Genomic DNA, 26,110 nt, shown 5'->3' with positions numbered 1-26,110 from the left:
ACATCGCAGAAGCCGATACGCTAGAGAAACTTGAACAACTCTTGCCATGGAATGCACCGCTAGAGAAGACTTCGAAAAAAGTGACTCAGTACAGCTAGGGGTAGAGTGCTGATTTATTGGCACTTACCCCTCTTCTAGCTTCGTCAGGGCCAAGGGATGCCCCTGACGTGCAGCTAGAGAGTAGTAATGTCGTGCTTTAACCTCATCGACTTGAAAATAACCTTCAAAGCCTTGCTCGAACACTTTTCCCATCTGATATTGAGACTTCATGTCTCCCATGTCTGCGGCCTGTTGAAGATAGATAGCGCCTTGAATACGGTTCTGAACACCATCACCGCGGAAATGCAGCAAGTGTCCATACACCGACAGTGCTCGACGACTGCGATGATCTGCAGCGTAACGAAACAGCTTCATGACATAATCGTGACGCGCTTTACTACCTTTGGCAAAAGGCGAACGAAACAAACCATAGGCAATCCAAAAAACCAACGGGGCCAATAAGCGTCCAAGGGTTCGCATCAACGTAACCACTCAGCCAATTCGTTTTGCAATAGCTCCAACTCATTTTGCGCTTTTTGACGCGCTTTTTTCTTTAGTTGCTCTACTTCAGCCTGCTTCTGAGCAACCAAAGCTTTCGCAGCGCCCTGTTTGTCATCTGCTTGTGCGACTTGATCAAGTAAAGGTTTTAACTGCAGTAAAATAGCCCGTTGGCGACCCGCTTCGATGCGCTCAAGTTCTTCTGCCGTTTTCTCTTTCTTCTCAGTCTGTTCTTTAGTGTTTGATGCCACATAGGTCAGCGGCCTAATACCGCTAGCAATACGGATTTTGCTGAGATTCTCACCGGCAACATGACGGGCTTTTTCTGCCCCTTTCAATAACACCTCTTCAACATGGCCTAAATCGTTCATCAACTCTTTATAGCGTTGACGAGGCTCTGTTAGCTTGGCATCCAAGTATTCGAAGAGCGTCTTTTTCGCATCACCCCACGCAATACCATCAGCAAAGGCTTGACGCATCTGCACTGTTTCAGATGGTGAAGCAAAACAGCGATACAGTTGGAATAGAGTACTGTTATCCACATCTTTGGGTTCGCCTGGACCTTTAGAATCCGTTTTGATCAATTTGATCAAACGATACAACTCGTCAGGTTCAACAAATAATGGGATGGTGTTGTCATAGCTTTTCGACATTTTACGGCCATCCAATCCAGGAATCAGCTGGGTTTCTTCATCCACCTGTGCTTCTGGAAGTGTCAGCAAAGGTTCAAACTGATGGTTAAAGCGCCCTGCAATATCTCTGGCCATTTCAATATGCTGAACTTGGTCCTTACCCACCGGAATGATGTCGGCATTGAACATCAAAATATCGGCAGCCATCAAAATAGGGTAACTAAATAACCCCATGGTAATGCCATCATCGAGATCTTCCCGCCCTGCTTCACGATTGGCATCTACCGACGCTTTGTAGGCATGGGCACGATTCATCAAACCTTTTGACGTTTGACAGGTCAAAATCCAAGTCAGCTCAGGAATTTCAGGTATATCAGTCTGGCGATAGAAGGTTGCTTTATCAGTATCCAAACCCAACGCCAGCCAGGTGGCAGCAATAGCACGTGTTGACTCGGCTACGCGATCAGGGTCGTGACACTTGATTAGGGCATGATAATCGGCCAAAAAGAAGTAACTATTCAACGCTGGATTTTCACTGGCTTCAATTGCGGGCTTTATCGCACCTAAATAGTTTCCAATGTGTGGTATACCTGTTGTAGTAATACCCGTAAGTATGGTTTTTTTGCTCATTCCTGACCTGTCACACTTGTTCTGAAAAAGATGACTAAGGATACACCAAAGGTAAGGTTGGTTTAACCAAGACTTTGCCAAAGACTTTGACAAAGTTATGCAAGTGACCAAGACTTACACTGAATTTAAGTTGATATACGCCCTTGGAGGTGATTATGGATACGTCTTTACATACAATGAATACCTTATTTGAGCAGCTTGGCCTGCCATCAAGCGATGCACAAATTGACCAGTTTATTAATACTCATAAGCTGTTTTCAGATAACGTCAAACTTGAAGAAGCGACTTTCTGGACAGATTCTCAGGCCGGCTTTCTAAAAGAAGCGATTCAATCTGACTCTGATTGGGCGGAGGTCGTCGACGAACTGAACACTCGATTGAGAGGCTAATCTCTTCTTTACATTATTTTAAGGACACTTTTTCTTACAATGCTGATTCTTATATCACCTGCGAAAACACTGGATTTTGAATCTACACCGGTTACACAAAAGCATTCGCTTCCTGAGTTTACTCAGGAAGCGGCTAAGCTGATTGATCAGTTACGCGATTTCGCCGTGCAGGATGTCGCTAAGTTGATGAAGCTCAGCGACAAGCTGGCGAGTTTAAATGTTGCTCGCTATCAATCCTGGTCTACTGAACATACTCCAGACAATGCACGGCAAGCCTTATTAGCCTTCCGCGGTGATGTCTATACCGGTTTGGATGCGGATAGCTTATCGGAGGATGACTTCGACTATGCGCAACAACATCTACGCATCTTATCTGGTTTATATGGTGTGCTGAAGCCGTTAGATCTGATGCAGCCCTATCGACTAGAAATGGGTACCAAACTAGATACTTCCGCCGGCAATACGCTGTACAAGTATTGGGGTGACCAACTGACAGAACGATTGAACCAAGATGCAGCACAGCCTGACAATGCTCTAGTGATCAACTTGGCATCTAATGAGTATTTTGGTGCGATTAACGCAAAAAAACTGTCCGCTAAGCTGATATCACCTGTCTTTAAAGATTGGAAAAATGGCCAGTACAAAATCATTAGCTTCTACGCTAAAAAAGCGCGTGGATTGATGACTCGCTATCTGATTCAAAATCGCATTGACAGCGCTGAGGGTTTATTAGGTTTTGACTTGGAAGGATACTATTACAGTCCAGAGCTTTCCAAACCTGAGGCTCCCGTTTTTTTAAGAGATCATGCAGAAGAGTAAAACGTATCGAGGTTAGGCAAATTCGTTCAGATACTGCAGCTTACTGTTGCAGTATCTGAACGACGAGAAGGGATATAAAACTTAAGACGGTTGTTCTATTCCGACAATCATCCAGTTTCCTGGTTGATCTCCCATATCACGTCTTAAATGCCAAATTTCACTGAATTCGGCGGTTTCGCCGCCTTCGTCTTCACGCAACCAACCGTAGAAATTCACACTGGCGATGACATGATCTTTATTATCGATAAAGTTGACGAGTTCCGCCATGACTGACACAACCTCTGTATGCTGATCATGTGCCATACCTGCACGCTCTTGCTTCAGCAAGGTTAGCATCTCTTCAGAGGTATACGTGGCGATCTCATTCCAGTCTTGGTTATCCCAAACACGCTGAAGATGGGTGAAATGCTGTCCAGCACCCTCTAGAAAAGCTGCTTTATCAAACCATTCCGGTAATTCTAATGGCTCAGCCATATAGCTTGACGCTAATCCAGATACCGGAGGTTCGGGCATAAAACCGCTACGAGAAATATCGGAAGAGTGTGAGGTAAATGCACTGGGTGAGTTAGCACCGGCATAGGCTGCCCGATTGGCGTTAGCTGGCTTCATAAAGCCTTTAATCACTTTGAAGGCTAAGAACCCTAGCAGGGCCATTAATAAGATGTCCATCAACTGGATACCCTCGAATGCACCACCCATGAACAGAGCAGCTAAGAGTCCACCCGCAAGTAAGCCACCCATTAGACCACCCATACCTGGACGAGCAGTCTGATTTTGCTGAGCCCCATCTTGGCGTTGCTGTTGCTGTCTCTGCTGAGCAGGAGCCGGGGCTTGACGCTGAGGTGTGGAGAAAGATTGTCCACCACTCATACCACCACCAAAGCGACGGGCTTCGGCGTCTAAGGGAATTAAAAACAACCCAATTAACAGAGTTATGACAGGAAGTGTAAAACGTCTCATCGGCACCTCACTTTTTACGCACTTTTAAGCTTAGATTCTAATATAATGATCGGGATCAAATATAAGCGCATTTTAGACTAATTGATAGTATTTTCAGAAATGAACTCTATGGCTACAAAGAAGTCTTATTGTGCAATCACTTAAGTTTTAACCTTTCAAAGGATATCTATGTCAGTCGTGAGCGGACGCAAATCCATTCAGTTAATGTTCATCGTGGTTATCTTGCTTTTGCTGCCCAGCATTAGCATGGCAAAAGTGATTCAAAGTCCTTTTGATCAACGTGAGTTTCGTGCTTTAACTCTACCCAACCAACTGAAAGTATTACTTATTTCCGATCCTACAGCAGAGAAAGCTGCAGCATCCATGGATGTCGCTGTAGGATCGGGTGCTAACCCAGAGTCAATTCCCGGATTGGCACACTTTTTAGAGCATATGCTGTTTTTAGGCACTGAAAAATTTCCAGAGGCAGACAGTTATCAATCTTTCATCAATGCCAATGGTGGCTCGTTTAATGCCTTTACTGCCTACGAAAACACCAATTACTTTTTCGATATCCGTCCTCAAGCCTTGCCTGGCGCTTTAGATCGTTTTTCTCGTTTCTTTATCGATCCTTTATTTTCACCTGAATATGTTGATAGAGAGCGACATGCCGTCGAGTCGGAGTTTCAAGCACGCCGCCGTGATGATCGCAGACGAGCACACGAAGTGACCAAACAAGTCATGAACCCCGAACATGCTTGGAGCCGCTTTGCCGTGGGTGATTTGCGCTCTTTATCCAATACTGACGATCAATCCATTCGCGATGCACTGATTGATCTGTATTATCAATACTACTCAGCTAACCTAATGAGTTTAGTGGTCAGCGGTCCTCAATCCCTTGATGAATTGCAAGAACTCGTTGAGATGCGTTTCAGCGAGATAGCCAACTTTAATGCCAGCGCATTTGCTGACGAAGTAGCGCTGTTTACGGAAGGAACGCTTCCTCTAGAACTTGAAATTCAAACCCTGCGCCAGCAACGCAATGTATCGCTTCTCTTTCCCATTGATCCCATCCGTGAGGATTGGCGCAGTAAACCACTTTACTTTATTGCTAGCCTGATAGGTTATGAGGGCGAAGGAAGCCTATTCTCAATATTAAAAGAAGCGGAACTGGCTAACGGTTTATCCGCTTTCACTGCGATCGACCTGCCCAATCAAGCAGCCTTTCAAATCAGCATTGATTTGACTGAAGCGGGTTTAGAGCAAGTTGATTCAATCATTGAGCAGGTTTTTGCTTATATAGCTTTGTTGAAAAATGAAGGGATTGACGCCAACCTTTATGAAGAAATTCGTCAACTGGCTGATCTCGAGTTTAAATTTCGCGACCAACCACCTGCTATTCGCGAAGTGATGATATTGGCCCAGCTTCAGCAAGTTTACCCAGCTGAATATTTGCTAAAAGCACCCTATTTGCTTGACTCATTTGAAGCCGATTTAATCGGTCAGTATCTTGAACAGCTGAATCCAAATAATCTACTGGTATCCATTCAACATCCTGATGTTGATGCTGAACAGGTAGAAGCGCGATATAACGCGGGCTTTAGATTTGCACCTATCACTGCAGAGCGCATTGCACTGTGGTTACAGCCGCAAGCTCACGAAGGCATGACGTTGCGCTCGCTTAACCCATTCATTCCTAATTCAATAGAACTCGTTGAAAGAGAAGCGAATGCGTCTGAACTCCCTGTAACCCTGATCCAAGAGCCTGGGTTTACTCTGTGGTTTCAACAAGATCAGCAATTTCTGCGTCCTCGCGCTGATATATTCGTCGCCATCATGACTCATCTAGCCATGGCAAGTCCTGAAAATGCTGTCATGCTAGATCTTTATTCTCGCGTGCTTAATGATCAATTAAACCCAGTGTTATATGACGCGTCATTAGCGGGCTTAAATGTCTCTATCTATCCGCATCTTCGTGGAATCTCCATGCAGCTGTCTGGCTATAACGACAAGCAACCATTAATGTTAGAAACCTTACTCGAAACGCTTCGTACACCCGACGTGACAGCGTCACGTTTTGAGCGTGTAAAAGTTCAATTACAGGAACAGTTGATTAATCAGCGTCAAGAAGGACCCTATCAATTAGCAATGCAACAGCTGTTTACCAGTTTAATGTCTCGCTGGAGCACAGAAGATCGCTTGGCTGTTCTAGAAACCATCACACCCGAGCAGTTACAACAATTCCTCAGTGAACTGTTTGTAGAAACTGAAGTCAGGGTTTTAGCTCATGGTAATCTGACCGCAGAAACTGCCTCAGAAATGAGCCAGCGGGTGCAGTCCATTTTGCTATCGGATACTCATGCGGTGACAGGGATTCACGTACCTGTCGTCGATATACCCACGGATGAACGCCTGACAGATACTCTGCTGCTAGAGCACCCAGATGCTACGTTAGTTCGCTATCTTCAAGGGAGTGATAGAAGTTTGGAACAACGCGCTCGCGTTGCGCTCCTGAACGAGGTTATTTCAACGCCTTTCTATTCCCAACTTCGTACTCAACGTCAGCTAGGTTATATCGTGTTTGCCAATTACCTTCCCATGGGAGATGTTCCTGGCATCGCTTTGATCGTTCAATCACCGGTAACACACCCTATTCAGCTGGAAGAGTATTACGATCAGTTTATTGAGCAAACTCATGCCGATCTTGAAGCTCTAAGCGATGAGCAGCTTGACGAATTTCGTCAAGGTCTACAGTCAAGATTGCTACAACCTGATATGCGTTTATCGGAACGCTCACAGCGCTACTGGCGTGAACTGGATCGCGACAATGAATTTACTACTCACCAACTGCTGGCAGATCAAGTAGCTCAAGTCACTTCAGCTGATCTGATTGAACAGCTGGAGTTGTTAACGCAACGCCAGTATCAAATTAGAAGCTTTGGTGGTTTTCTGCCTGAATTTGAGGAGAGTGTTGATGCACCCGACTTGAGTGGTAGTGAACGTTTAATTCAGCAACGCTCAGACAGCCGTTTCCATTGATTGAGATACCGTACCGCCCTTAATCACCAAAGATCGGGGTGAAATCAGGGGCAAAAGACTCCTCAAGGAGCCTGAATCGTTCTTCGATATCAGGCTCCTCATCTAAGGCTTCTAAACGACGATAGAAGTTTGAAGCGCCCAGCATTTCGCTACCCACTGTTCTTCCTGTGTCAGTTTCCAAGGTAATCTCACCGGTAAAACCAACATCAGGATCACAATCACGACTGAGTCCGAGCGCGAAACACTGCTGCTCACGAATATCTTCGCGTATTTCAGCAAAAATTCGATCTTCTCCTGTTAAGGGCGGTGTGGGTTCTGGACGATTCATCAACTCCTGAACGACCGGTTCTACTATCGTTGGTGAATACATGATCACGACAGGTTCTGGCAAAGGTAGGGGTTCAGATGGATAGACCTCTGGCATGACTTCAGGGTCAAACGATTGCCATCCTTCTCTGCGCTCAAACACATCTCTGCCATGAAAACGCCCTTCAGTATAATCATCAGGCATCACTACCTCATACTGCACCGGTTCTGCAGCCAGCGAAAAAGTGAGTGAAGTGACGAGAAGACACCCAGCAGCAGGCGCCCATTTCATCACTTAAAACTCCATTGGATAGATGGACTCTGCATACAGCGCTAACTCTTCCAAAATATGCTGTTCAGTCGGGCTTAACTCTTTTTCAGTCGCAATGCGATTAAGTTCATCAAACATCTGTGTAATGGTTAAGCAGCCATCATTGTCAGGTCCCAGAAGCTGTCGACTTCGATACTCTTCCCATTGCTGCTGCTCCTCTTCCGTTAACACATAACTGAAGTTCCGTGCTTTATATCTTAGCAGTAGTTCGGGTAAACGTGAGTCTTGAAACGGTGGATTCAGGCCTTGTAAAAGGGCTGGCGGTGTTTGTCGTACCTCTTCCATTAAATGTCGATCTGAATCGCTGAAAAAACCGCCACTGTATAGCATGTGGTCAGGATTTTTATCCATTGGCAGGTCATTTTCAGCATAAAGTGCTTGTAGTTTGGGTAGCCATGTATCGCGTGTTTGACGCAAGTTCGCTAGATGCACTCGACATTGATCACCGACAATTTTCCAGCGTTTCGTTTCATTTGGACTCAGCATTTTTGCGGGTGCTAACACAGGGCAACGATTGATATGCACGAGCTTTAAAGGCACTTTAGGTGCATCTTTGGGTAACTCTTTATGATGGGTGTATAACAGTGTTTTGATCTCTTCTACAGACAGATCCAGCAAAGGTGCGGGATCATGTCGAAGATCCCAGACAATGACTGCATTTCGGTTTACGGGATGTTCTGCAATGGGAGCAGCAACGGCCATATTGCCTAATTCGGCCGGATAACGAGAGGAAATATGCAGAACGGGTTTCATGGTCTGCGTATCCAGCATCTCTCTGACGGCTTGCTTCCCTCTATTTTTGAAAACATACTCGAACAGGCTAGGCTGTTTTTCCTTAATCAGTTTAGCCAGCGCAATCGTTGCCCACACATCCGATAACGCATCATGGGCTTGATCATGGGACAAGCCATTGGCTTTAGTTAAGTCTTCTAACCTAAGACTCGGTGCTCCAGTATCATAATTGGGCCACTTAATACCCTGGGGACGAAGGGTTCGAGTCAGCCGAACCATATCGATAATATCCCATCGTGAACAACCGTTTTGCCATTCACGTGCATAGGGATCATAGAAATTACGGTAGAGAGTGTATCGAGTCACTTCATCATCAAAACGTAAACTGTTATAGCCAACGGCGCAGGTACCGGGTTTTGATAATTCAGCATGTATTCGCTGAATAAATTCAGCTTCACAGACGCCTTCTTGCAAGGCTTTTTGAGGAGTAATTCCGGTAATCAAGCTTGCCATAGGATTCGGAACAAAATCATCAGCCGGAGCGCAATAAAGCACCAAAGGCTCACCGATAATTTTGAAATTCATGTCTGTTCTCACACCGGCAAACTGCATTGGACGATCCCTTTTTGGGTCCGTGCCGGATGTTTCGTAATCATGCCAATAGAAAGTAGGTTCTTGGGTCATGCAAAACTCTCGTGCTAAAGTCGATTATCCATATCGTTTATATGGCTTAGCAGCCATGCTATGCTGAAGACTATCAGACATTTAATTTTGTATCACCCTATAGGTACCACCCTATGTTGCAGGATCAATCTAGCACCGATCAACTCTGCCCTTGTCAGTCTGGCAAACCCTTTAATTTTTGTTGTGGACCGGCCATTAATGGCAGCCGTCCAGCGAAGACAGCTGAAGCATTAATGCGTTCACGCTACAGTGCTTTTTCAGTAGGTGCTATCGACTACTTAGTCGATAGCACTGCACCTGAGAATCGCCGTGAAGAAGATCACGAACTGTTAATGGAGCAAACACAAATCACCAACTGGATTGAATTGAAAATTCTATCTACAAAAGATGGTTTGGCGACTGATAGCACCGGGGAAGTAACCTTCGAAGCCAGTTTCGAAAGTCCAGAGGGTGATGGTCTTTTAAGAGAAACTTCTCGCTTTCGTAAAGATAATGACCGCTGGTTTTACGTCGATGGTGATTTAGAGCTAATTGCCAAATAGATTGATCTACAGTCTATTATAGAGTCACGCAGTTAACATTTAAGTTATACGCGCCTTCGCCGATAGCTACTTCAGAGAAGAGCCCCTGACGTCTCTATAGGGATCGGCCATGCGTATCGAATCATCACAGCTACAGCTAAATAGCATCTATCAAGCCACGACACGTTACAGTCGCGAAGAGCAACTGGATATTCGTATGCCTGGTCGTAACGGCCAGATGACCGAAATGCAATTTCGTCATCAACATATCAGCGAAAGCAATAGTTTAGTAACCTACGAGTCTATTAGAAAACAAGCTGGCGATAATCAGCTTAGCAATAAAGCTGATAACATGGGTAAAAAAGTAGAGACTTACAATAACGCCTTGCAGAATAACCTGAATGATGCCCAAGCTGTCAAAGCTACCTCTTCACTATCCACAGTTGATGCCGAAGAGGACGGGGATTTTTTAGAGCTGTCTCCTGAAGACAGGATGCGTATTTCTCTGATAAAAACATTACTCTCTAGCCTAACGGGTAAAGAGATCGAATTCAGCATCACCGATTTGAGAATACCTAAAGACTCTAACACTTCAAGCAATATTCCCATTGAGGCTCAAGCGCCACCTACTGCAGTGTCAAATCCTCAAACAATGCCAATGACGCCGAATGAAAGAGCCAGTCTTGAGTATCAAGTCAACGAACGTTTCTATCAGCAAGAAACCGGTCAATTCAGGGCTCAAGGGGTCATTAAAACCAGCGAGGGTCAAGAGATAAATATCGATATTGACTTGAACATGAGCCGAGAACTACTGCAAGAAAGAGCGTTTTCTTTAAGTTTAGGTGCAGCGCTTAAAGACCCATTAGTGATCAGCTTTGATGGGCGTGCAGCGGAGTTAAGTCAGCAGCGCTTTGAGTTTGATTTAACCATTGATGGGCAACAAGAATGGATTCCAACCTTGGGTCAAAACTCTGCATTTCTCGCTTTAGATCGAAATGGTGACGGCAAGATCAATGACGGAAGTGAGCTTTTTGGTGCTAAAACCGGCGATGGATTTAAGGAATTAACCCAATATGACGATGATGGAAACGGCTGGATTGATGAAAACGACTTTATTTTCGAGCACTTGAAACTTTGGTTTAAACCTGGCACCAGTGATAGCCAACAACTGATTAGCTTAAAAGATGCGGGGATTGGTGCCATTTATTTAGGTAACGCTGACACCCCCTTCACGCTCAATAATTCTCTGGGTGATGAACGACTTGGAGTGATCCGTTCGACAGGCATTTACGTTTCAGATCAGGGTAAGGCAGGACTAATTCAACACGTTGATCTGAGCATCTAACTAACTATATTTGAATTCATTTCCATTCAGGTCTTTTATTGCAGTACCTGCCACCGTTAGAATAAGCTCCCTCCTTTGGAGGTTGACCATTTTAAAGGATTACCGGATTTAGGTTCGGTTACGGTGACTGATGTTTGTAAACCTGTTCATTTCTAGATGGCGTCATCCCAATGCGGAAATCCGCATCAACGCAGTAACGAAACTTAACCCACGCAAACCGTCAGATGCTGAGAAGCTTTGGCAGCTAGCCATGCATGATCCTGATCAGGATGTACGTGTTGCGGCAATTTTATGTCTTGATGACAGTGCCAAGCTACTTGAGCTTTTAACACATTCTGAAAACGATACTGTGATCAAAGCCGTATCAACTCGTATTGATCAACTTTATGAGACTGAATCTTTATCGCTCGATCAGCTTGAACTGCTCGATTCAGCAGCTGTTACAGCTCTACTTTGTGCGACTGCTAATGCCACACTGCACAACCATTTCATTGCTAATATAAACACGCAACCCCTGCTAGCTAAATTAGCCATGCATGCTGCTATAGCCTCAACACGTCAAATAGCAGCAAAGCGACTAGATGAAGAACCCTTAATTTCTGAAGTTTATAGCTACGCAAAAATACATGACAAAGCGGTCTATCGCATTATTCGTGACCAGCAAAAGCACAAGCAACAACAGTTAATTGAACAACAAGAAGCACTCTGTCATTGCGATGAACTAATTCAGCAAATGACCGACCTGATTAACGCCCAAGATGATCGCCATCTGAAAGTGAGGTTTGAGTATTTGACTCAACAGTGGCAGTCTCACGCAAGTTTAGCGACTGATTTACAACGTTCAGCTTTTAGTCAACTGCAACAGCAGCTTGAACAACAACTAGAAACCATTCAAGCTCAACTAGTGGTTGAAGCGGAAATACAAGCCCAACAGCAGCAGTTAACTGAAGATCTTCTTGCTATCAAAGAGTCCATTAGTGTTCAGAGTGATCACTACTTCAGTGTTACTCCCGATCAACTTGAACACTACCATAAGCAATTGGATTTAATCACTCAACAACCACTCAATGCCTCTCAGCAGCATGAGTGTTTTCAACTGAATCAGCTGCTTAAATGCCTAGCCACAATCCTTGATAACACTGATGCTTTCAGGCTTCTGAATGAACACGTCGAAACAGCGGCGACCATTGAACAAATTGATCAAAGTGTTGAGCAAGCCAAATTACTCTGTCAGGTCTTTAAAGATTGGCCTGATGAATTTCCTGCACATCCACAGTCAGTCTTGCTAACTGAAGTGATTAATAGCCTGCAGCAGAAACGCCGTGATGTAAAAGAACAGTTGAGAACAGCCGCTGAGAATGAACAACAGCAACAACACAGTGTTCTAGCTGAAAAAGAGCTACTGTGTGTGGCAATGGAAGCACTGATTGATATTGACTTACCCGCTAACGAGAAAGCACAACATATACGTGCCTTGCAGCAGCAGTGGAAAGAGCTTGATCAAAAGGTTTCCGTATCCGTAAAATCCCTATGGGACAGATTTCATAAAGCCTCTAAACTGGCTTATGCTCCTTGTGAACAGCATTTTCGTGAGCAAAGTCGCGTGCGCGCGTGGAATCTTTCACAGCGGGAGCAAATCTGCCAGTTGATTGAAAGTTATTATGAATCCTTAGACTGGTCTAACCCAGATTGGACCGCTATAGAGTTGATTCTAAAGAAAGCGAAAACGGAATGGCGTGAGTTTTCGCCTGTTGATCGAGCTCCTGGAAAACCGCTGCAAGAGCGCTTCAATGCCTTGATAGAGCGTGCCGATAGTGCATTGAGTGGTTATCGCCAAGAATGCGCCAAAGCCAAGCAAGCCATAGTAGAGGAAGCCTCTCAGCTTGCTGCTTCCGAGGAAGCTGAATTCCCTGCGGCAACTCATCGATTCAAAGAATTGCAATCCGAGTGGAAACAGATAGGTTCTGCCGAACATAAACGTGAGCGTCAACTCTGGAAAGCTTTTAGAGAACAAGGTGATCTACTCTTCTCACGTTTACGGGCTCATCAGCAACATCAACGCTCTCAAGAAGAGTTATCCGCCCGTTTACTCTGCGTCAGACTGGAAATTTTATTAAATCAACCTAGCCCAGAATCCGACCAATATCTGCGTATGGAATATCAGATGGAACGTCTAGAAGAAGCGCTAGAAACACCCTCTGCTGAAGAACAAACTATCGAGCTAGCGAACCTTGTAAGTGAGTGGCAAGAAGAAGACTATGCTGAACACTATCCAGATTTAGATGAGCGCTTTCAGCAACTGTTGGATCAATATTAATTTACCATACCGATTAGAAACTTTTAAAAACTACATAGATAAACTACATAGATAAACTACTTAGACGAAAAAGCCCTCACTGTGAAGGGCTTTTTCGTTAGTAGAGCTAATCTTAGCTCATGTGTAGACCACCGTTTATGGATAGATCCGAACCGGTAATATAACCCGAGTGCTCATCAGCTAAGAATGCTATCGCACGACCAATTTCATCTGGCGTACCAAAACGACCAACAGGAATGGTTGAACAAATTTTCGCCTGAATATCTTCAGAAATTTTAGCTACCATCGGAGTCATGATATAACCAGGTGAAAGCGTATTGACGGTAACACCTTTAGCAGCGACTTCTTGAGCCAATGCCTTAGTAAAACCATGAATACCTGCTTTAGCAGCAGAATAGTTACACTGACCAAACTGACCTTTTTGTGCGTTTACAGACGAGATATTGATGATACGTCCAAAACCTTTTTCAAGCATGGGATTGATCACCAAACGCGTCATGTGGAACATGCTATCAAGGTTCGCAGATAGCACCTCATTCCACTGTTCCCATGTCATTTTTTTGAACATACCGTCACGAGTAATACCCGCATTATTAACCAACACATCTACCGTACCGCCAGTCAGTTCTTCAACCGTTTTAATACATGCAGCACAGGATTCAGAGTTAGTCACATCACCATAAGCAACATCAATTTCATAACCATCACGACGCTGCTCTTCTTGCCACTCTTTTGCTTTTTCGTGATTACCACCACTGTTGTAGCCCGCTACAACACGAAAACCCGCATCAGCCAGTGATCTGCAGATAGCTGCGCCAAGACCACCAGTACCGCCTGTTACCAAAGCTACGCGTTTTGTCATAATTCACATCCCATTTCTTATGTTTAAATTTATTATTAATCACTGCAATTTTGCCCTAAATATGTGACACCTAAGTGATATCTTCATAAGGACAAAAGCAAATGATGAATCTGTTCCATCACTCACATTAATCATAGCCCTTGAATTCACTTGGGACTAGTCTTCTTACACTAAATGATCAGTAATTATTTCACGCTAGACAAAAGTCTAATTTTGTGAAGCTTTGATTGACTCACCCTACTTGTATCCCTAATCTTGACGCTACAAAAAGGTAAATTGGTATTACCAATTTACCTTTTACGGAAAATAAGATTATCTAAATAGAGAACGCTTATGCAATCAACTCTTCTTCCTTTGCTAGCCTTTGCCCCATTGGTTCTAGCAGCGATTTTGCTCGTTGGTCTAAACTGGCCCGCCAAACGCGCCATGCCGGTTGTCTTTGTGGTGACTGCCCTCATTGCGCTTACCGCATGGGAAATGACCTTCAATCGCGTCTTAGCGTCAACCCTTCAAGGGCTTATCCTGACCGGCTCTATCCTGTGGATTATTTTTGGCGCGATATTGTTACTCAATACCCTAAAACATTCCGGTGCAATCACCGCTATTCGAGGTGGCTTCTCCAATATCAGCCCAGATCGCCGTGTACAGGTCATTATTGTGGCATGGCTTTTCGGCTGTTTTATTGAAGGTGCTTCTGGTTTTGGAACACCAGCTGCAGTAGCGGCACCCTTACTGGTCGCACTTGGCTTCCCCGCCTTAGGCGCTGTAATGGTCGGAATGATGATTCAATCAACACCGGTTTCATTTGGTGCCGTGGGAACGCCCATTGTCGTCGGCGTGACTGGTGGTCTTGATCGTGCAGGTATTACCGAAACATTGATAGCCAATGGCTCAGACTGGGAAACCTTTTACCGACTGATTACTTCTGAAGTCGCTATTACCCACGCTATTATCGGTGTAGTCATGCCGCTGTTTATGGTCATGATGCTGACCCGTTTCTTCGGTAAAAATCGTTCTTGGAAAGAAGGGTTAGCGGTTGCTCCTTTCGCCTTATTCGCAGGTATTGCGTTTGTCATTCCTTACGCGGCTGCAGGTGTCTTCTTAGGCCCTGAATTTCCATCGATGATCGGCGCACTGGTTGGTTTGATGATTGTGGTTCCCGCCGCTAAAGCAGGATTTTTGCTTCCAAAAACCCAATGGGACTTTGCTGAAGCGAAAGATTGGCCAGTTGAATGGATGGGTAATATTGAAATCAAGCTCGATACGCTAACCGCAAAAGCACCAATGTCGATGACGCTAGCATGGATTCCTTACCTGCTATTGGCTGCTTTATTAGTGCTATCTCGTATGCATGATGGGGTTAAAGCCTTCTTTAGTCAAAATCTAGTATTAGGCTGGAGTAATATTTTAGGTGAAACCGGTGTGTCAGGTAGCATTCAGTTCCTATACTTACCCGGTGGAATTATGGTGATGGTTGTCTTAGCGACCTTCCTACTTCATCGCATGAAGTTCGGAGAACTGAAAGCGGCAATTGGCGAATCATCTAAAACATTAATCGGTGCTGGATTTGTATTGTTATTCACCATTCCGATGGTGCGTATCCTGATCAACTCGGGCGTTAACATGGCGGACTTACCCTCTATGCCTCGTGCGATGGCAGAGTTGGTCGCTGGAAGTGTTGGCGATGTTTATCCTTTCTTTGCTGCCACAGTGGGCGGTCTTGGTGCCTTCATCGCCGGATCGAATACCGTCTCCAATTTAATGATGGCACAGTTCCAGTTTGATACCGCTCAGCTCATCGGTGTATCCAGCGCCATGTTAATTGCCTCTCAAGCCGTAGGCGCAGCCGCTGGTAACATGATTGCTATTCATAATATCGTTGCCGCATCAGCAACAGTGGGATTATTAGGTCGTGAAGGTCAAACCATCCGTATGACTATTATTCCAACCATCTATTATCTAGTGATGGCTGGATTTATCACACTGTTTGCGATTCATGTCATCGGTGTTACCGATCCTTTGATGCAATAGACTAGGTATGACTTAGCCATGCCGCTGGAGCAGCAATGCGCCAGCGGCATTTTTTATGCCTGCATTAACTGCGTTAGATTTCTTCGCATCCACATCCAAGCAATAATGGCAGTCATGACATTAGCAACCACCAAGGCAACAAATAGCCCTTCCAGACCAAAAAGATAATTACCTAACCACCCCAAGGGTAGATACATCAAAAATAGCCTGATTAAGCTCAATTTAAGTGCAGACATAGGTTGATGTAAGGCATTAAAGGATGAGGAGCTTAAAAAGGTTGTGGCTTGAAAAGCAAAACCTAAGGGTACAATCATAATCCATAGCTGAATCCATCGAATGACGTCAGGATCATCACTGAAGAAGGCGGCAACCTGAGCAGAAAAAGCTAGCAGCACAAGGTATATGAATAGCTGCCAAGCAATAGCAAAGCGTATTGTTAAAGCATAGGCTTTCTTAACACGCTCCATCTGCCCAGCACCAAAATTTTGACTGATAAAGGGTGGTAAGCTCATCGACAGTGCTAAACAGACCAGTAAAGCTAACGACTCTATGCGATTCCCTACCCCGAAAGCAGCCACTGCTTCGGCACCATGACGTGCCACAATCGCCGTTAAAACACCATTGGCAACCGGGGTGGTAATATTCGATAAAGCAGCAGGAAGGCTAATCGCAAAGAGTTCACCCCAATAGCCCAACACGATTGACATACTCGGTAATCGATAGGTCAACAGGCGACGTCGGCGATGAATCAGAAACAAGGCAATCAAGGTTGTAGAACCCCAAGCAATGACACTGGCAATCGCTGCACCCTCAATACCCAATGCTGGAAAAGGTCCGATACCAAAGATAAACAAGGGATCAAGAATCAGGTTTAATAACGAGGCTAACAGCATAATCATCGCCGAACCACGAACATCTCCCGTCGCTCGAAGAATGCTATTACAGACCATGTTCAACACCATAAACACGGATCCGGCAAACCAAATTTGCATATACGCGGTGATCAGTGGCATCAGTGCTTCATCAGCGCCTAACAGTGTAAAAATGGGTTTAATGGAATACTGACCGCCAATACCGACCAGCAGCAGTAAAAGAAACGTAACGAGCAGAATAGAAGATGCCAGTTGAGCGGCCGAATCAACATTGCCCTCTCCTATTCGACGCGCCAAGGTAGCTGATGTACCAATCCCCAAGCCAATCGCTAAACTGACCACCGCAAAAGAAACCGGAAAAGTGAACGCCAGCGCTGCCATCGGCAGCGTACCTAACTTCCCGACAAACCAAATATCAGCAAGGTTAAACAGCATGATGCTGACGATGCCAAACATCATCGGGACAGTCATCTGCACTAACACGGAGCGCATCGGTCCTTTCAGCAAATCTGGATTGCGATTCATTAAGCGATAACAGCTCTTCGAGAGGAAAAGAGTATTTTATCATTTAAACCGGCGCCATGCAGTTTGTCCTTTCTGTTGAAAGTGCTAGGCTATTTGATCCTTATAAAAGAGACAGTAAACATGCGAACCATTGGATTGACAGGTGGTATCGGCAGTGGGAAATCTGCCGCAAGCCGACTGTTCGAAAAGCTAGGCGTCCCTGTTATTGATGCTGATCAAGTCGCGCGTGATGTGGTAGAGCCCGATCAACCTGCCTTAGTTGAGATTCAGCAGCATTTTGGCCCAGAGGTCATCACCGCTAAGGGTGAGCTAAACCGTCGATGGCTACGTCAATACGTTTTTGATCACCCTAAAGAACGCCAATGGCTTGAATCTTTATTACATCCATTGATACGACAAAACATATTGAACTGGTTATTAACACAACAGCAACATCCCTATGTTCTATTAACCTCACCGTTACTGCTTGAAACCGACCAACATCAACTTGTGGATGCCATCATTGTCGTCGATGTGCCTGAGACGATACAGCTGCAACGTACCTGTGATCGTGATGACATGAGCCCTGAAGCTGCGCAAAAAATAATCAATACCCAGATAAAACGCGCCGATCGGCTGGCAAGAGCGGACTTTATTCTGGATAATAGCAGCGATTTACATCAGCTTGAGTTGCAGGTCATTGCACTGGATCAACAGCTCAGGCTGACAGCAGGAAACTAAGCAAGAAGCCGTTGGAGTCTTATGACAAAACGTGAAATACCCTGCCCACAGTGTGGCAAACCTTCAATCTTCGCACCAGAAAATAAGTCACGTCCTTTTTGTAGTGAGCGATGCAGGTTAATTGACTTAGGAGAATGGGCAAGTGAGGGCTATCAAATACCAGTCGAAGCTGACATAGATGACTTTTCATCTGCAGATATCGACATACCATCACCCACACGCCATTGAATTTTACTCACAAGGAAAACTAGGATGTTAAGTAAAGTTGTTATACCCGTAGCAGGATTAGGAACACGGGTTCTTCCCGCCAGTAAAGCGATTCCAAAAGAGATGCTAACCGTTGTTGATAAGCCCGTGATTCAACATGTGGTGGAAGAGGCGATCGCTGCAGGTTTTCGTCAAATCATTTTAGTGACACGGAGTGGCAAACAAGCCATTGAAGATCACTTCGATCATCATTATGAATTGGAAGCCGAGCTTGCGCGTAAGGGTAAAACTGCTTTGCTAGAAAGTATTCGTGATGTCCTTCCGGCAGATGCCGAAGTGATTAGCGTCCGTCAACCCAAAGCACTGGGTTTAGGTCATGCGGTCCTCTGTGCAGCACCGGTGGTGGGTGATGATGATTTTGCGGTGATGTTGCCGGATATGTTGATCGACAATCATAATTCTAGCCGTGACATGAGTAATATGGTTGAAGCCTTTAATGCATCAGGCCTGGGTCAAATCATGGTTGAGGGCGTTCCCGAAGATCAGGTACAACGCTACGGTATCGTCGATTGCAAAGGGGTTGCTGTTAATCTTGGGGAAAGTGCTGATATCGCAGGCATGGTTGAAAAACCCTCACCCACAGAAGCGCCTTCTAATCTAGCCATCGTTGGACGCTACATTTTACCTGCCAGCGTGATGACCCTTCTTAAGAATACTCCACCGGGTGCTGGTGATGAGATACAACTCACCGATGCCTTGCAAACCCTGCTATCTGAAACAGGACTACAGGCCTATTCTATGGCAGGAAAACTGTATGACTGTGGTAACAAAGCAGGACTATTGCAAGCGAATGTCGCGTTTGGCTTACAACACCCCGAAACCGCTGATGAATTACGTGCTTTTTTAAAGACCCTGTAAAAACATAACCAACATAAAAAAAAGACCTTGCTAGGATCAACTAACAAGGTCTTTTTTATTGACTAGGATGGATGATTAAGCGCTTTTAGCAATAATATCTTTCCACATTGCGGGACCTGTGTTGTGAACTGATTCACCGTTCACATCCACAGCCACTGTCACAGGCATATCTTTGACTTCAAACTCATAAATCGCTTCCATTCCCAGCTCTGGGAAGGCCAGCACTTTAGCGCCCACGATCGCCTTAGACACTAGGTAAGCAGCGCCACCAACAGCCATTAAGTAAACCGCTTTACTGTCTTTGATCGCTTCAATAGCGATAGGACCACGCTCTGATTTACCAATCATTCCTAGCAAACCGGTGGTTTCCAGAATTTGACGCGTGAACTTATCCATGCGGGTAGACGTGGTTGGACCCGCAGGTCCGACGACTTCATCACGAACAGGATCAACAGGCCCAACGTAGTAAATAAAGCGACCTTTCAGATCAACAGGCAAAGTTTCACCATTATTGAGCATCTCGATCATTTTCTTATGCGCGGCATCACGACCGGTCAACATCTTGCCATTGAGCAGAACCGTTTCACCGACTTTCCACTCTGCAACTTCTTCTGGCGTGATTTCATCCAAGTTCACACGGCGAGTATTGCTACCTACTTCAAACGTCACTTCCGGCCAATCTTCTAGGCTTGGCGGTGTTAATACCGCAGGGCCATTACCATCAAGCGTGAAATGCGCATGACGTGTCGCTGCACAGTTAGGGATCATGCACACAGGTAAAGACGCCGCGTGAGTTGGATAGTCTTTGATTTTGATATCCAGAACCGTCGTCAAACCACCCAGACCCTGTGCACCTATACCGAGCGCATTGACCTTATCCATGATTTCTAAACGGAGTTCTTCAACGCGGTTTTGTGGACCACGCTCACGAATTTCGTGAATATCGATCGGGTCCATTAAGGACTCTTTTGCCATGACAGCGGCTTTTTCTGCCGTACCACCAATACCGATACCCAACATGCCCGGTGGGCACCAGCCCGCACCCATGGTAGGTACCGTTTTCACGATCCAATCCACGATGCTGTCAGATGGATTTAACATTGCCATCTTGGATTTATTTTCTGAACCGCCGCCTTTCGCTGCCACATGCACTTCCACTTCATCGCCTTCAACGATTTCGTAATGAATGACGGCAGGCGTATTGTCCTTGGTGTTTTGACGTTTGCCAGCAGGATCAGCAAGGATAGAGGCACGCAATACGTTATCGGGATTCAAATAGGCACGACGAACACCTTCATTGACCATATCGGTGACGCTCATTTTGGCATCCCACTGAACATTCATGCCGACTTTCAAGAATACAGTCACGATGCCTGTGTCTTGGCAAATAGGACGCTTACCCTCGGCACACATGCGGGAGTTGATCAGAATTTGCGCCATTGCATCTTTTGCTGCTGGGTTTTCTTCCCGCAGATAAGCCTCATGCACCGCTTTGACAAAATCGATCGGGTGGTAGTACGAGATAAACTGCAACGCATCGGCGATGCTGCTAATAAAATCGTCTTGGCGAATAACACTCATGTGGACTCTCTCCGGTCAGAATTTTTTTGAATTGACAGGTTACTGTGCAAAGATACAAACGATAAAGATTGAATTATACCTGAAATGTACCGAGATTCGCGTCAGTTATTAGTCTTAATCAGATAGACATCACAACAAGATCAATAGACAAAAAACCGTTCCAAACCCTAACAATATTCTAGCGGTAGCTGGAGTAAGCCCTTTCCGATCGGCTGCTTTAGCCTGAAGTAGACGAAAAGGTTGGGGTAACAACAGCAATACAAACAGTAGCAGCCAGATATGACTAAGATACCCCAACAGGGCTAGCACAATGCTAATCGCTAGGGCGCTTACTAATAAGCTCCAGTAGATCCAAACACTGGATTGGTAGCCCAACCTCACCGTTAAAGTCGAGAGACCATCATCGATATCTCTCTCATAATCGCGTAGCTCATTACTCAATAACAATAGTGACACCAAGCAACTGATCGGCAAAGACAACCAGACGATTGACCAATCAAAGGGTGCACCGACGGCTATATAACTACCGGTAATCATTAACACACCCATTAGCCAAAACACCATGATCACACCAAGACCACGATTTTTATAATTAATCGGAGCCACTGTATAGCCAAGAGCACCCAGTAAACCGACGACACTAATGAGTAATAGCGATAATCCCGCGATAGTTATCAGATAAAAGCCAATCACGGCTGCAATTAAAAAGCATAGCATGCCAACCTTAAAATTGAAGCGAACGCGATCACGGGAAAGTTGCAGCAAAGGATCAGAGCCTGTCAAAAGAGGCAAATCAGCATGATCATTGATCAGATTAACGCCGGCTTGAAGCAGAACACCAGCGACGAGAATCAGGCTAACCGATCCCAAATTCCAATAACCATCTGCATAAGCCGCTGCGATACCCACCAAGCAAGCAATAATCGCAACGGGAAACGAAAATGGTCTTAGCGCCTTAGAAAAGCGATATTTTTCTAACGCAGCAGGATTAACCAAATCCAATCAACTCCTTGCTGGAGCGTTAGGTAGATCACGCATCAGCAGTGCATAGGTCATATCAGTATTAAAATCCAACGGAATGGTCACTCGATAACCCGTCCCCGGTGCGACATCGATCTGAGCGCCCTTCTTATCCAATAACTCTTCTAACCGAAAGCGCTTATTGCCTGCAGGCGTCATAAGCTCCATGGTATCGCCGCGCTCAAAACGGTTTTTAACATCGACCTTCAACAAACCCTGTTCTGCATCATGCTCGACCACTTCACCGACAAACTGCTGATGCACACCAATCGAATTGCCTGTTTCATAGTTCTGATATTCATCATGCACATGACGGCGATAAAAACCTTCGGTATAACCTCGATTGGCGAGATTCTCCAGTGTATCCATCAATTCCATATTGAACGGCTTACCTGCCACCGCATCATCAATCGCCTGACGATAGGCTTGAGCGGTTCTGGCAACGTAATAGTGCGACTTAGTACGCCCTTCGATCTTTAACGAGTCCACACCCATTGCCGCTAGGCGGTGAACATGCTGAATCGCACGCAAGTCTTTAGAATTCATAATATAAGTGCCATGCTCATCCTCAAAAGCAGGCATATAGTCATCGGGACGAGAGGCTTCTTGCAGTAACACGATCTTATCGGTCGGTTTACCTTCACCTAACATTGGATCAAATGACTGCACAGGAACAATATCACCCGACTCGTTTTGCGTCGCTTCATGTGCATCGTATTTCCAACGACAGGCGTTAGTGCAGGTGCCCTGATTAGGATCGCGATGGTTGATGTAGCCAGACAGTAAGCAACGGCCAGAGTATGCTATACAGAGTGAACCATGCACAAACACTTCGATTTCCATCTCTGGACAACGCTGGCGTATCTCTTCCACTTCCTCTAAGGACAGTTCACGTGACAGTATGACCCGCTCGATGCCTGCTTGATGCCAAAACTTCACTGTGGCCCAGTTCATGGTATTTGCTTGAACCGATAAGTGAATCGGCAGATCTGGGAAGCGTTCCTTTACCATCATGATCAGCCCCGGATCGGACATGATGAGTGCATCCGGCCCCATCTCAACCACGGGGACAATGTCATCCATGTAGGTTTTCAGTTTAGAGTTATGTGGCAAGATATTACTGGCAACAAAGAACTTTTTGCCCAAACGATGAGCAGTTTCTATCCCTTCCGCTAAATTTTGGTAGTTAAAATCATTATTACGGACGCGCAGACTATAACGAGGCTGTCCTGCGTATACCGCATCTGCTCCATAAGCAAATGCATATTTCATGTTTTTCAGTGTCCCTGCGGGGGATAAAAGCTCTGGTTGTCGCATGGTTTCTCTACTCCAAAATCAAGCGCGCCATTGTGCCGATTTTGTTTGATAATGGCAATTCAGCTGATTAATTCAACATCAGCTGAACACGGTTTAGCTGTTCTCGAAGCTGCAACAAATCTCGATTGATCAATTGTCGTGCATTGTTAATCGCACGTATATCTTCACGCAGTTCTGCTAAGCCTAATTCGATCACGGCTAATTCAGAAGAACTTGAGGTGGCAGATGGCGCTTCTGTTGCTCTGGCCATATCCGCTTGAATTCGTTCAAATCGACTCGTTAGCTGACGTTCAACTGACTGCAGCTGATTACGCTGCTCGGTTAAGGTTTCGGTTAAACGGGTTACGTTTTGTGCTTGCTGTTGTTGACCTTCAGTCAGCGTATTCAGATCCGTTCTGAGGCGCTGCAATACTTCACCTTGACCATCATTGTTGCGAGTTTCTTTCAATTGTGAAAGTTCTGTTTGCAACTGACGAAGCGATGTGGACAAATTCTCAATACTGGATGACTGATCGGCTGGTTGCGGACGATCCTGTATCGATTGTATACGTGTGTCCTGTGCCGATACACTTTGCTGAAGTTGTTGCACTAACTGCTGTAACGCTTGACGATCGGTAGCTTCTTTCGCAATTGCTTCGCGCAGTTGAGTTAAATCCCTGCCTAATGCCTGTTGAGCATCCGCTTGCGTGGTTTGCAATTGATCCACTTGATTCATCAGCGTGGCTTCGATAACGACATCACCTTCAGAGCGACTTTGCACGAGAGATTCTAGACGTTCTACCTGCTGCTGAGTCGTTTGAAGCAGCTGTTTTTGTTCTAAAAGCAGCCAACCCAAGCCACCTAATGCAATGACCAAAATCAGTAATACTAAATTCAGCAATACCCCAGAGCCTTTCGGTTTTGTATTGGACACATCTACTGCTCCCATTCGATCATCATTATCTGACATCGGTGAGCGAACGCTTTCACGAATCGAATCTGGATTAAATCTGGGTTCCAATTTGTCTTGCATGGTTTTTAACCTATCACACATCATCAAAAGGCTTTATAACAGAAAAACCCCGTTGCTTGTCAGCTTACCGAAGGGCGTGCTGACAAACAACGGGGTTCGGGTCAGTGGGTAACTGGCCGGATGATGTTAAATTACATCATTCCGCCCATACCACCCATACCGCCCATACCACCCATATCAGGCATACCTGGCTTATCTTCTGGCATATCAGCAACCATCGCTTCGGTTGTGATCATCAAACCAGCGATAGACGCAGCTGCTTGTAGTGCAGAACGAGTGACTTTAGCTGGGTCAATAATACCCATTTCCATCATGTCGCCATACTGGTCATTTGCAGCGTTGAAGCCGAATGAACCGCTACCTTCACGGATTTTAGAGACAACAACGGAACCTTCGCCACCGGCGTTAGCAACGATCTGGCGTAACGGTGCTTCAAGTGCACGGAATGCCAATTCGATACCGATAGTCTGATCGTGGTTATCACCTTCCAGTTTGCCGATATTGTCCAACGCACGGATCAGTGCTACACCACCGCCAGGAACAACACCTTCTTCTACCGCAGCGCGAGTTGCATGCAGAGCATCATCAACACGAGCTTTCTTCTCTTTCATTTCTACTTCAGTACCGCCGCCCACTTTAATGACAGCAACACCGCCCGCAAGTTTCGCTACGCGCTCTTGCAGTTTCTCACGATCGTAATCAGAAGAAGTTTCTTCGATCTGAACACGGATCTGCTGAACGCGCGCTTCGATCTCTGCTTGAGAACCTGCACCGTCAACAATCGTGGTGTTTTCTTTAGTGATGTTAACGCGCTTAGCTTGACCTAGGTGCTCTAGACCGGCTTGCTCTAAGCTTAGGCCGACTTCTTCAGAGATCACTTGGCCACCGGTCAACACAGCGATATCTTGCAACATCGCTTTACGACGATCACCGAAACCAGGTGCTTTAACCGCAGCAACCTTAACAATACCGCGCATGTTGTTAACCACTAAAGTAGCCAAGGCTTCGCCTTCAACATCTTCAGAAACGATCAACAATGGACGTGAAGATTTAGCGGCTTGCTCAAGTACTGGTAGCAATTCACGGATATTAGAGATTTTCTTGTCTACCAGAAGAATGTATGGATCTTCTAGTTCAGCAGACATGTTCTCTTGATTGTTGATGAAGTAAGGAGACAGGTAACCACGGTCAAACTGCATACCTTCAACCACGTCAAGTTCGTTCTCGAAACCAGAACCTTCTTCAACGGTGATAACGCCTTCTTTACCCACTTTTTCCATCGCTTCAGCAATGATGCGGCCGATTTCAGCATCAGAGTTAGCTGAAATAGTACCGACTTGCGCGATCGCTTTGTAGTCAGTACAAGGCACAGACATATTAGCTAGCTCAGCTACAACTGCAGCAGCAGCTTTGTCGATACCACGTTTCAGATCCATTGGGTTCATACCCGCTGCAACTGATTTTAGACCTTCATTGACGATTGCTTGAGCCAAAACAGTCGCCGTAGTTGTACCATCACCGGCAACATCATTGGCTTTAGAAGCAACTTCTTTCACCATTTGCGCGCCCATGTTTTCGAACTTGTCTTTCAGTTCGATCTCTTTAGCGACAGACACACCATCTTTAGTGATGGTAGGAGCACCAAATGATTTTTCCAGTACTACGTTACGTCCTTTTGGACCCAAAGTAGTTTTTACAGCGTCAGCCAGAATGTTCACACCAGCGAGCATGCGCTGACGAGCATCATTACCAAAACGTACGTCTTTAGCAGCCATTCTTATTAATCCTGTTCAAAAAAATCTGTTACAAATAGAAATCATTACT

At 45.4% G+C, this 26,110-nt stretch carries 22 protein-coding genes; 10 read left to right on the top strand and 12 right to left on the bottom strand.

What is annotated here, in order from left to right:
* Positions 1-123: 123 nt before the first annotated feature.
* Together F7R24_RS06550 and trpS are read right to left on the bottom strand one after the other, a co-directional pair.
* The gene (locus tag F7R24_RS06550; RefSeq protein ID WP_151670444.1) at positions 124-519 is read right to left on the bottom strand and encodes a tetratricopeptide repeat protein; all 396 of its coding nucleotides are present in this window, start codon (positions 517-519) and stop codon (positions 124-126) included.
* Positions 519-1,799: a tryptophan--tRNA ligase gene (gene trpS, locus F7R24_RS06545; protein ID WP_151670443.1), complete on the bottom strand. Its 1,281-nt coding sequence runs from the start codon at positions 1,797-1,799 to the stop codon at positions 519-521. Before trpS ends, F7R24_RS06550 begins: the two co-directional genes overlap by 1 nt.
* Before the next feature lie 155 nt (positions 1,800-1,954).
* Here trpS and F7R24_RS06540 point away from each other — a divergent pair, with 155 nt between their 5' ends.
* Both F7R24_RS06540 and yaaA read left to right on the top strand, forming a co-directional pair.
* Positions 1,955-2,188: a DUF2789 domain-containing protein gene (locus F7R24_RS06540; protein ID WP_151670442.1), complete on the top strand. Its 234-nt coding sequence runs from the start codon at positions 1,955-1,957 to the stop codon at positions 2,186-2,188.
* A gap of 39 nt (positions 2,189-2,227) precedes the next feature.
* Positions 2,228-3,007 carry a peroxide stress protein YaaA gene (gene yaaA / locus F7R24_RS06535; RefSeq protein ID WP_151670441.1) on the top strand — a complete coding sequence of 260 codons (780 nt, stop codon included), beginning with the start codon at positions 2,228-2,230 and terminating at the stop codon, positions 3,005-3,007.
* An 81-nt stretch (positions 3,008-3,088) separates the two neighbouring features.
* Here the strand turns inward: yaaA and F7R24_RS06530 are convergent, their stop codons facing one another.
* On the bottom strand, positions 3,089-3,967 hold the full coding sequence (locus F7R24_RS06530) for a Tim44 domain-containing protein (protein ID WP_151670440.1): 879 nt from the start codon (positions 3,965-3,967) through the stop codon (positions 3,089-3,091).
* Between the two features lie 168 nt (positions 3,968-4,135).
* Between F7R24_RS06530 and F7R24_RS06525 the strand changes: the two genes are divergently transcribed.
* On the top strand, positions 4,136-6,985 hold the full coding sequence (locus F7R24_RS06525) for an insulinase family protein (RefSeq protein ID WP_151670439.1): 2,850 nt from the start codon (positions 4,136-4,138) through the stop codon (positions 6,983-6,985).
* A gap of 19 nt (positions 6,986-7,004) precedes the next feature.
* Here F7R24_RS06525 and F7R24_RS06520 read toward each other — a convergent pair whose 3' ends face one another.
* Together F7R24_RS06520 and sbcB are read right to left on the bottom strand one after the other, a co-directional pair.
* Positions 7,005-7,586 carry a hypothetical protein gene (locus F7R24_RS06520; protein ID WP_151670438.1) on the bottom strand — a complete coding sequence of 194 codons (582 nt, stop codon included), beginning with the start codon at positions 7,584-7,586 and terminating at the stop codon, positions 7,005-7,007.
* The gene (sbcB, locus tag F7R24_RS06515; RefSeq protein ID WP_151670437.1) at positions 7,587-9,038 is read right to left on the bottom strand and encodes an exodeoxyribonuclease I; all 1,452 of its coding nucleotides are present in this window, start codon (positions 9,036-9,038) and stop codon (positions 7,587-7,589) included.
* Between the two features lie 113 nt (positions 9,039-9,151).
* Here sbcB and F7R24_RS06510 point away from each other — a divergent pair, with 113 nt between their 5' ends.
* From F7R24_RS06510 to F7R24_RS06500, 3 genes are all read left to right on the top strand, one after another.
* A complete protein-coding gene (locus F7R24_RS06510; protein WP_151670436.1) occupies positions 9,152-9,580 on the top strand; it encodes a YchJ family protein in 429 nt (142 codons plus the stop codon).
* A 109-nt stretch (positions 9,581-9,689) separates the two neighbouring features.
* On the top strand, positions 9,690-10,904 hold the full coding sequence (locus tag F7R24_RS06505) for an EF-hand domain-containing protein (protein ID WP_151670435.1): 1,215 nt from the start codon (positions 9,690-9,692) through the stop codon (positions 10,902-10,904).
* Positions 10,905-11,034: 130 nt separating this feature from the next.
* On the top strand, positions 11,035-13,221 hold the full coding sequence (locus F7R24_RS06500; protein ID WP_151670434.1) for a DUF349 domain-containing protein: 2,187 nt from the start codon (positions 11,035-11,037) through the stop codon (positions 13,219-13,221).
* A gap of 112 nt (positions 13,222-13,333) precedes the next feature.
* Here F7R24_RS06500 and phbB read toward each other — a convergent pair whose 3' ends face one another.
* Positions 13,334-14,083, bottom strand: a complete 750-nt coding sequence (phbB, locus tag F7R24_RS06495; RefSeq protein ID WP_151670433.1) for an acetoacetyl-CoA reductase — start codon at positions 14,081-14,083, stop codon at positions 13,334-13,336.
* Positions 14,084-14,416: 333 nt separating this feature from the next.
* On the opposite strand from phbB, the gene F7R24_RS06490 reads away from it, so the two are divergent.
* A complete protein-coding gene (locus F7R24_RS06490) occupies positions 14,417-16,114 on the top strand; it encodes an L-lactate permease (protein WP_151670432.1) in 1,698 nt (565 codons plus the stop codon).
* Between the two features lie 53 nt (positions 16,115-16,167).
* Here F7R24_RS06490 and F7R24_RS06485 read toward each other — a convergent pair whose 3' ends face one another.
* The gene (locus F7R24_RS06485; protein ID WP_240776012.1) at positions 16,168-17,511 is read right to left on the bottom strand and encodes an MATE family efflux transporter; all 1,344 of its coding nucleotides are present in this window, start codon (positions 17,509-17,511) and stop codon (positions 16,168-16,170) included.
* Between the two features lie 120 nt (positions 17,512-17,631).
* Here F7R24_RS06485 and coaE point away from each other — a divergent pair, with 120 nt between their 5' ends.
* Genes coaE through galU form a run of 3 tightly spaced genes read left to right on the top strand, consistent with a single transcriptional unit; the run spans position 17,632 to position 19,356 of the window.
* Entirely contained in the window at positions 17,632-18,231 is a 600-nt protein-coding gene (gene coaE, locus F7R24_RS06480; protein WP_151670431.1) for a dephospho-CoA kinase, read from the top strand.
* Between the two features lie 21 nt (positions 18,232-18,252).
* The gene (locus tag F7R24_RS06475; protein WP_151670430.1) at positions 18,253-18,459 is read left to right on the top strand and encodes a DNA gyrase inhibitor YacG; all 207 of its coding nucleotides are present in this window, start codon (positions 18,253-18,255) and stop codon (positions 18,457-18,459) included.
* 24 nt (positions 18,460-18,483) lie between these two features.
* Positions 18,484-19,356 carry a UTP--glucose-1-phosphate uridylyltransferase GalU gene (galU, locus tag F7R24_RS06470; protein ID WP_151670429.1) on the top strand — a complete coding sequence of 291 codons (873 nt, stop codon included), beginning with the start codon at positions 18,484-18,486 and terminating at the stop codon, positions 19,354-19,356.
* 75 nt (positions 19,357-19,431) lie between these two features.
* On the opposite strand, the gene F7R24_RS06465 is transcribed toward galU, so the two are convergent.
* The 5 genes from F7R24_RS06465 to groL all read right to left on the bottom strand — a co-directional run bounded on the left by F7R24_RS06465 (position 19,432) and on the right by groL (position 26,061).
* Positions 19,432-20,937 (bottom strand): fumarate hydratase, encoded by a 1,506-nt coding sequence (locus tag F7R24_RS06465; protein ID WP_151670428.1) that lies wholly within the window; start codon positions 20,935-20,937, stop codon positions 19,432-19,434.
* Positions 20,938-21,066: 129 nt separating this feature from the next.
* Positions 21,067-21,939, bottom strand: a complete 873-nt coding sequence (locus F7R24_RS06460) for a prenyltransferase (RefSeq protein ID WP_151670427.1) — start codon at positions 21,937-21,939, stop codon at positions 21,067-21,069.
* Complete coding sequence (gene trhP, locus F7R24_RS06455; protein ID WP_151670426.1) at positions 21,940-23,274, bottom strand: prephenate-dependent tRNA uridine(34) hydroxylase TrhP; 1,335 nt, start codon at positions 23,272-23,274, stop codon at positions 21,940-21,942. It lies immediately after the preceding gene.
* Positions 23,275-23,341: 67 nt separating this feature from the next.
* Positions 23,342-24,286, bottom strand: coding sequence for a coiled-coil domain-containing protein (locus F7R24_RS06450; protein WP_151670425.1), 945 nt, complete (start codon positions 24,284-24,286; stop codon positions 23,342-23,344).
* 131 nt (positions 24,287-24,417) lie between these two features.
* Complete coding sequence (groL, locus tag F7R24_RS06445) at positions 24,418-26,061, bottom strand: chaperonin GroEL (RefSeq protein WP_151670424.1); 1,644 nt, start codon at positions 26,059-26,061, stop codon at positions 24,418-24,420.
* Positions 26,062-26,110 lie beyond the last annotated feature (49 nt).

The sequence above is a fragment of the Nitrincola schmidtii genome (genome assembly GCF_008973715.1).
Classification (GTDB): domain Bacteria; phylum Pseudomonadota; class Gammaproteobacteria; order Pseudomonadales; family Balneatricaceae; genus Nitrincola; species Nitrincola schmidtii.
The sequence above is the reverse complement of the archived record's forward strand: the minus strand, read 5'-3'. Positions and strand labels throughout refer to the sequence as shown.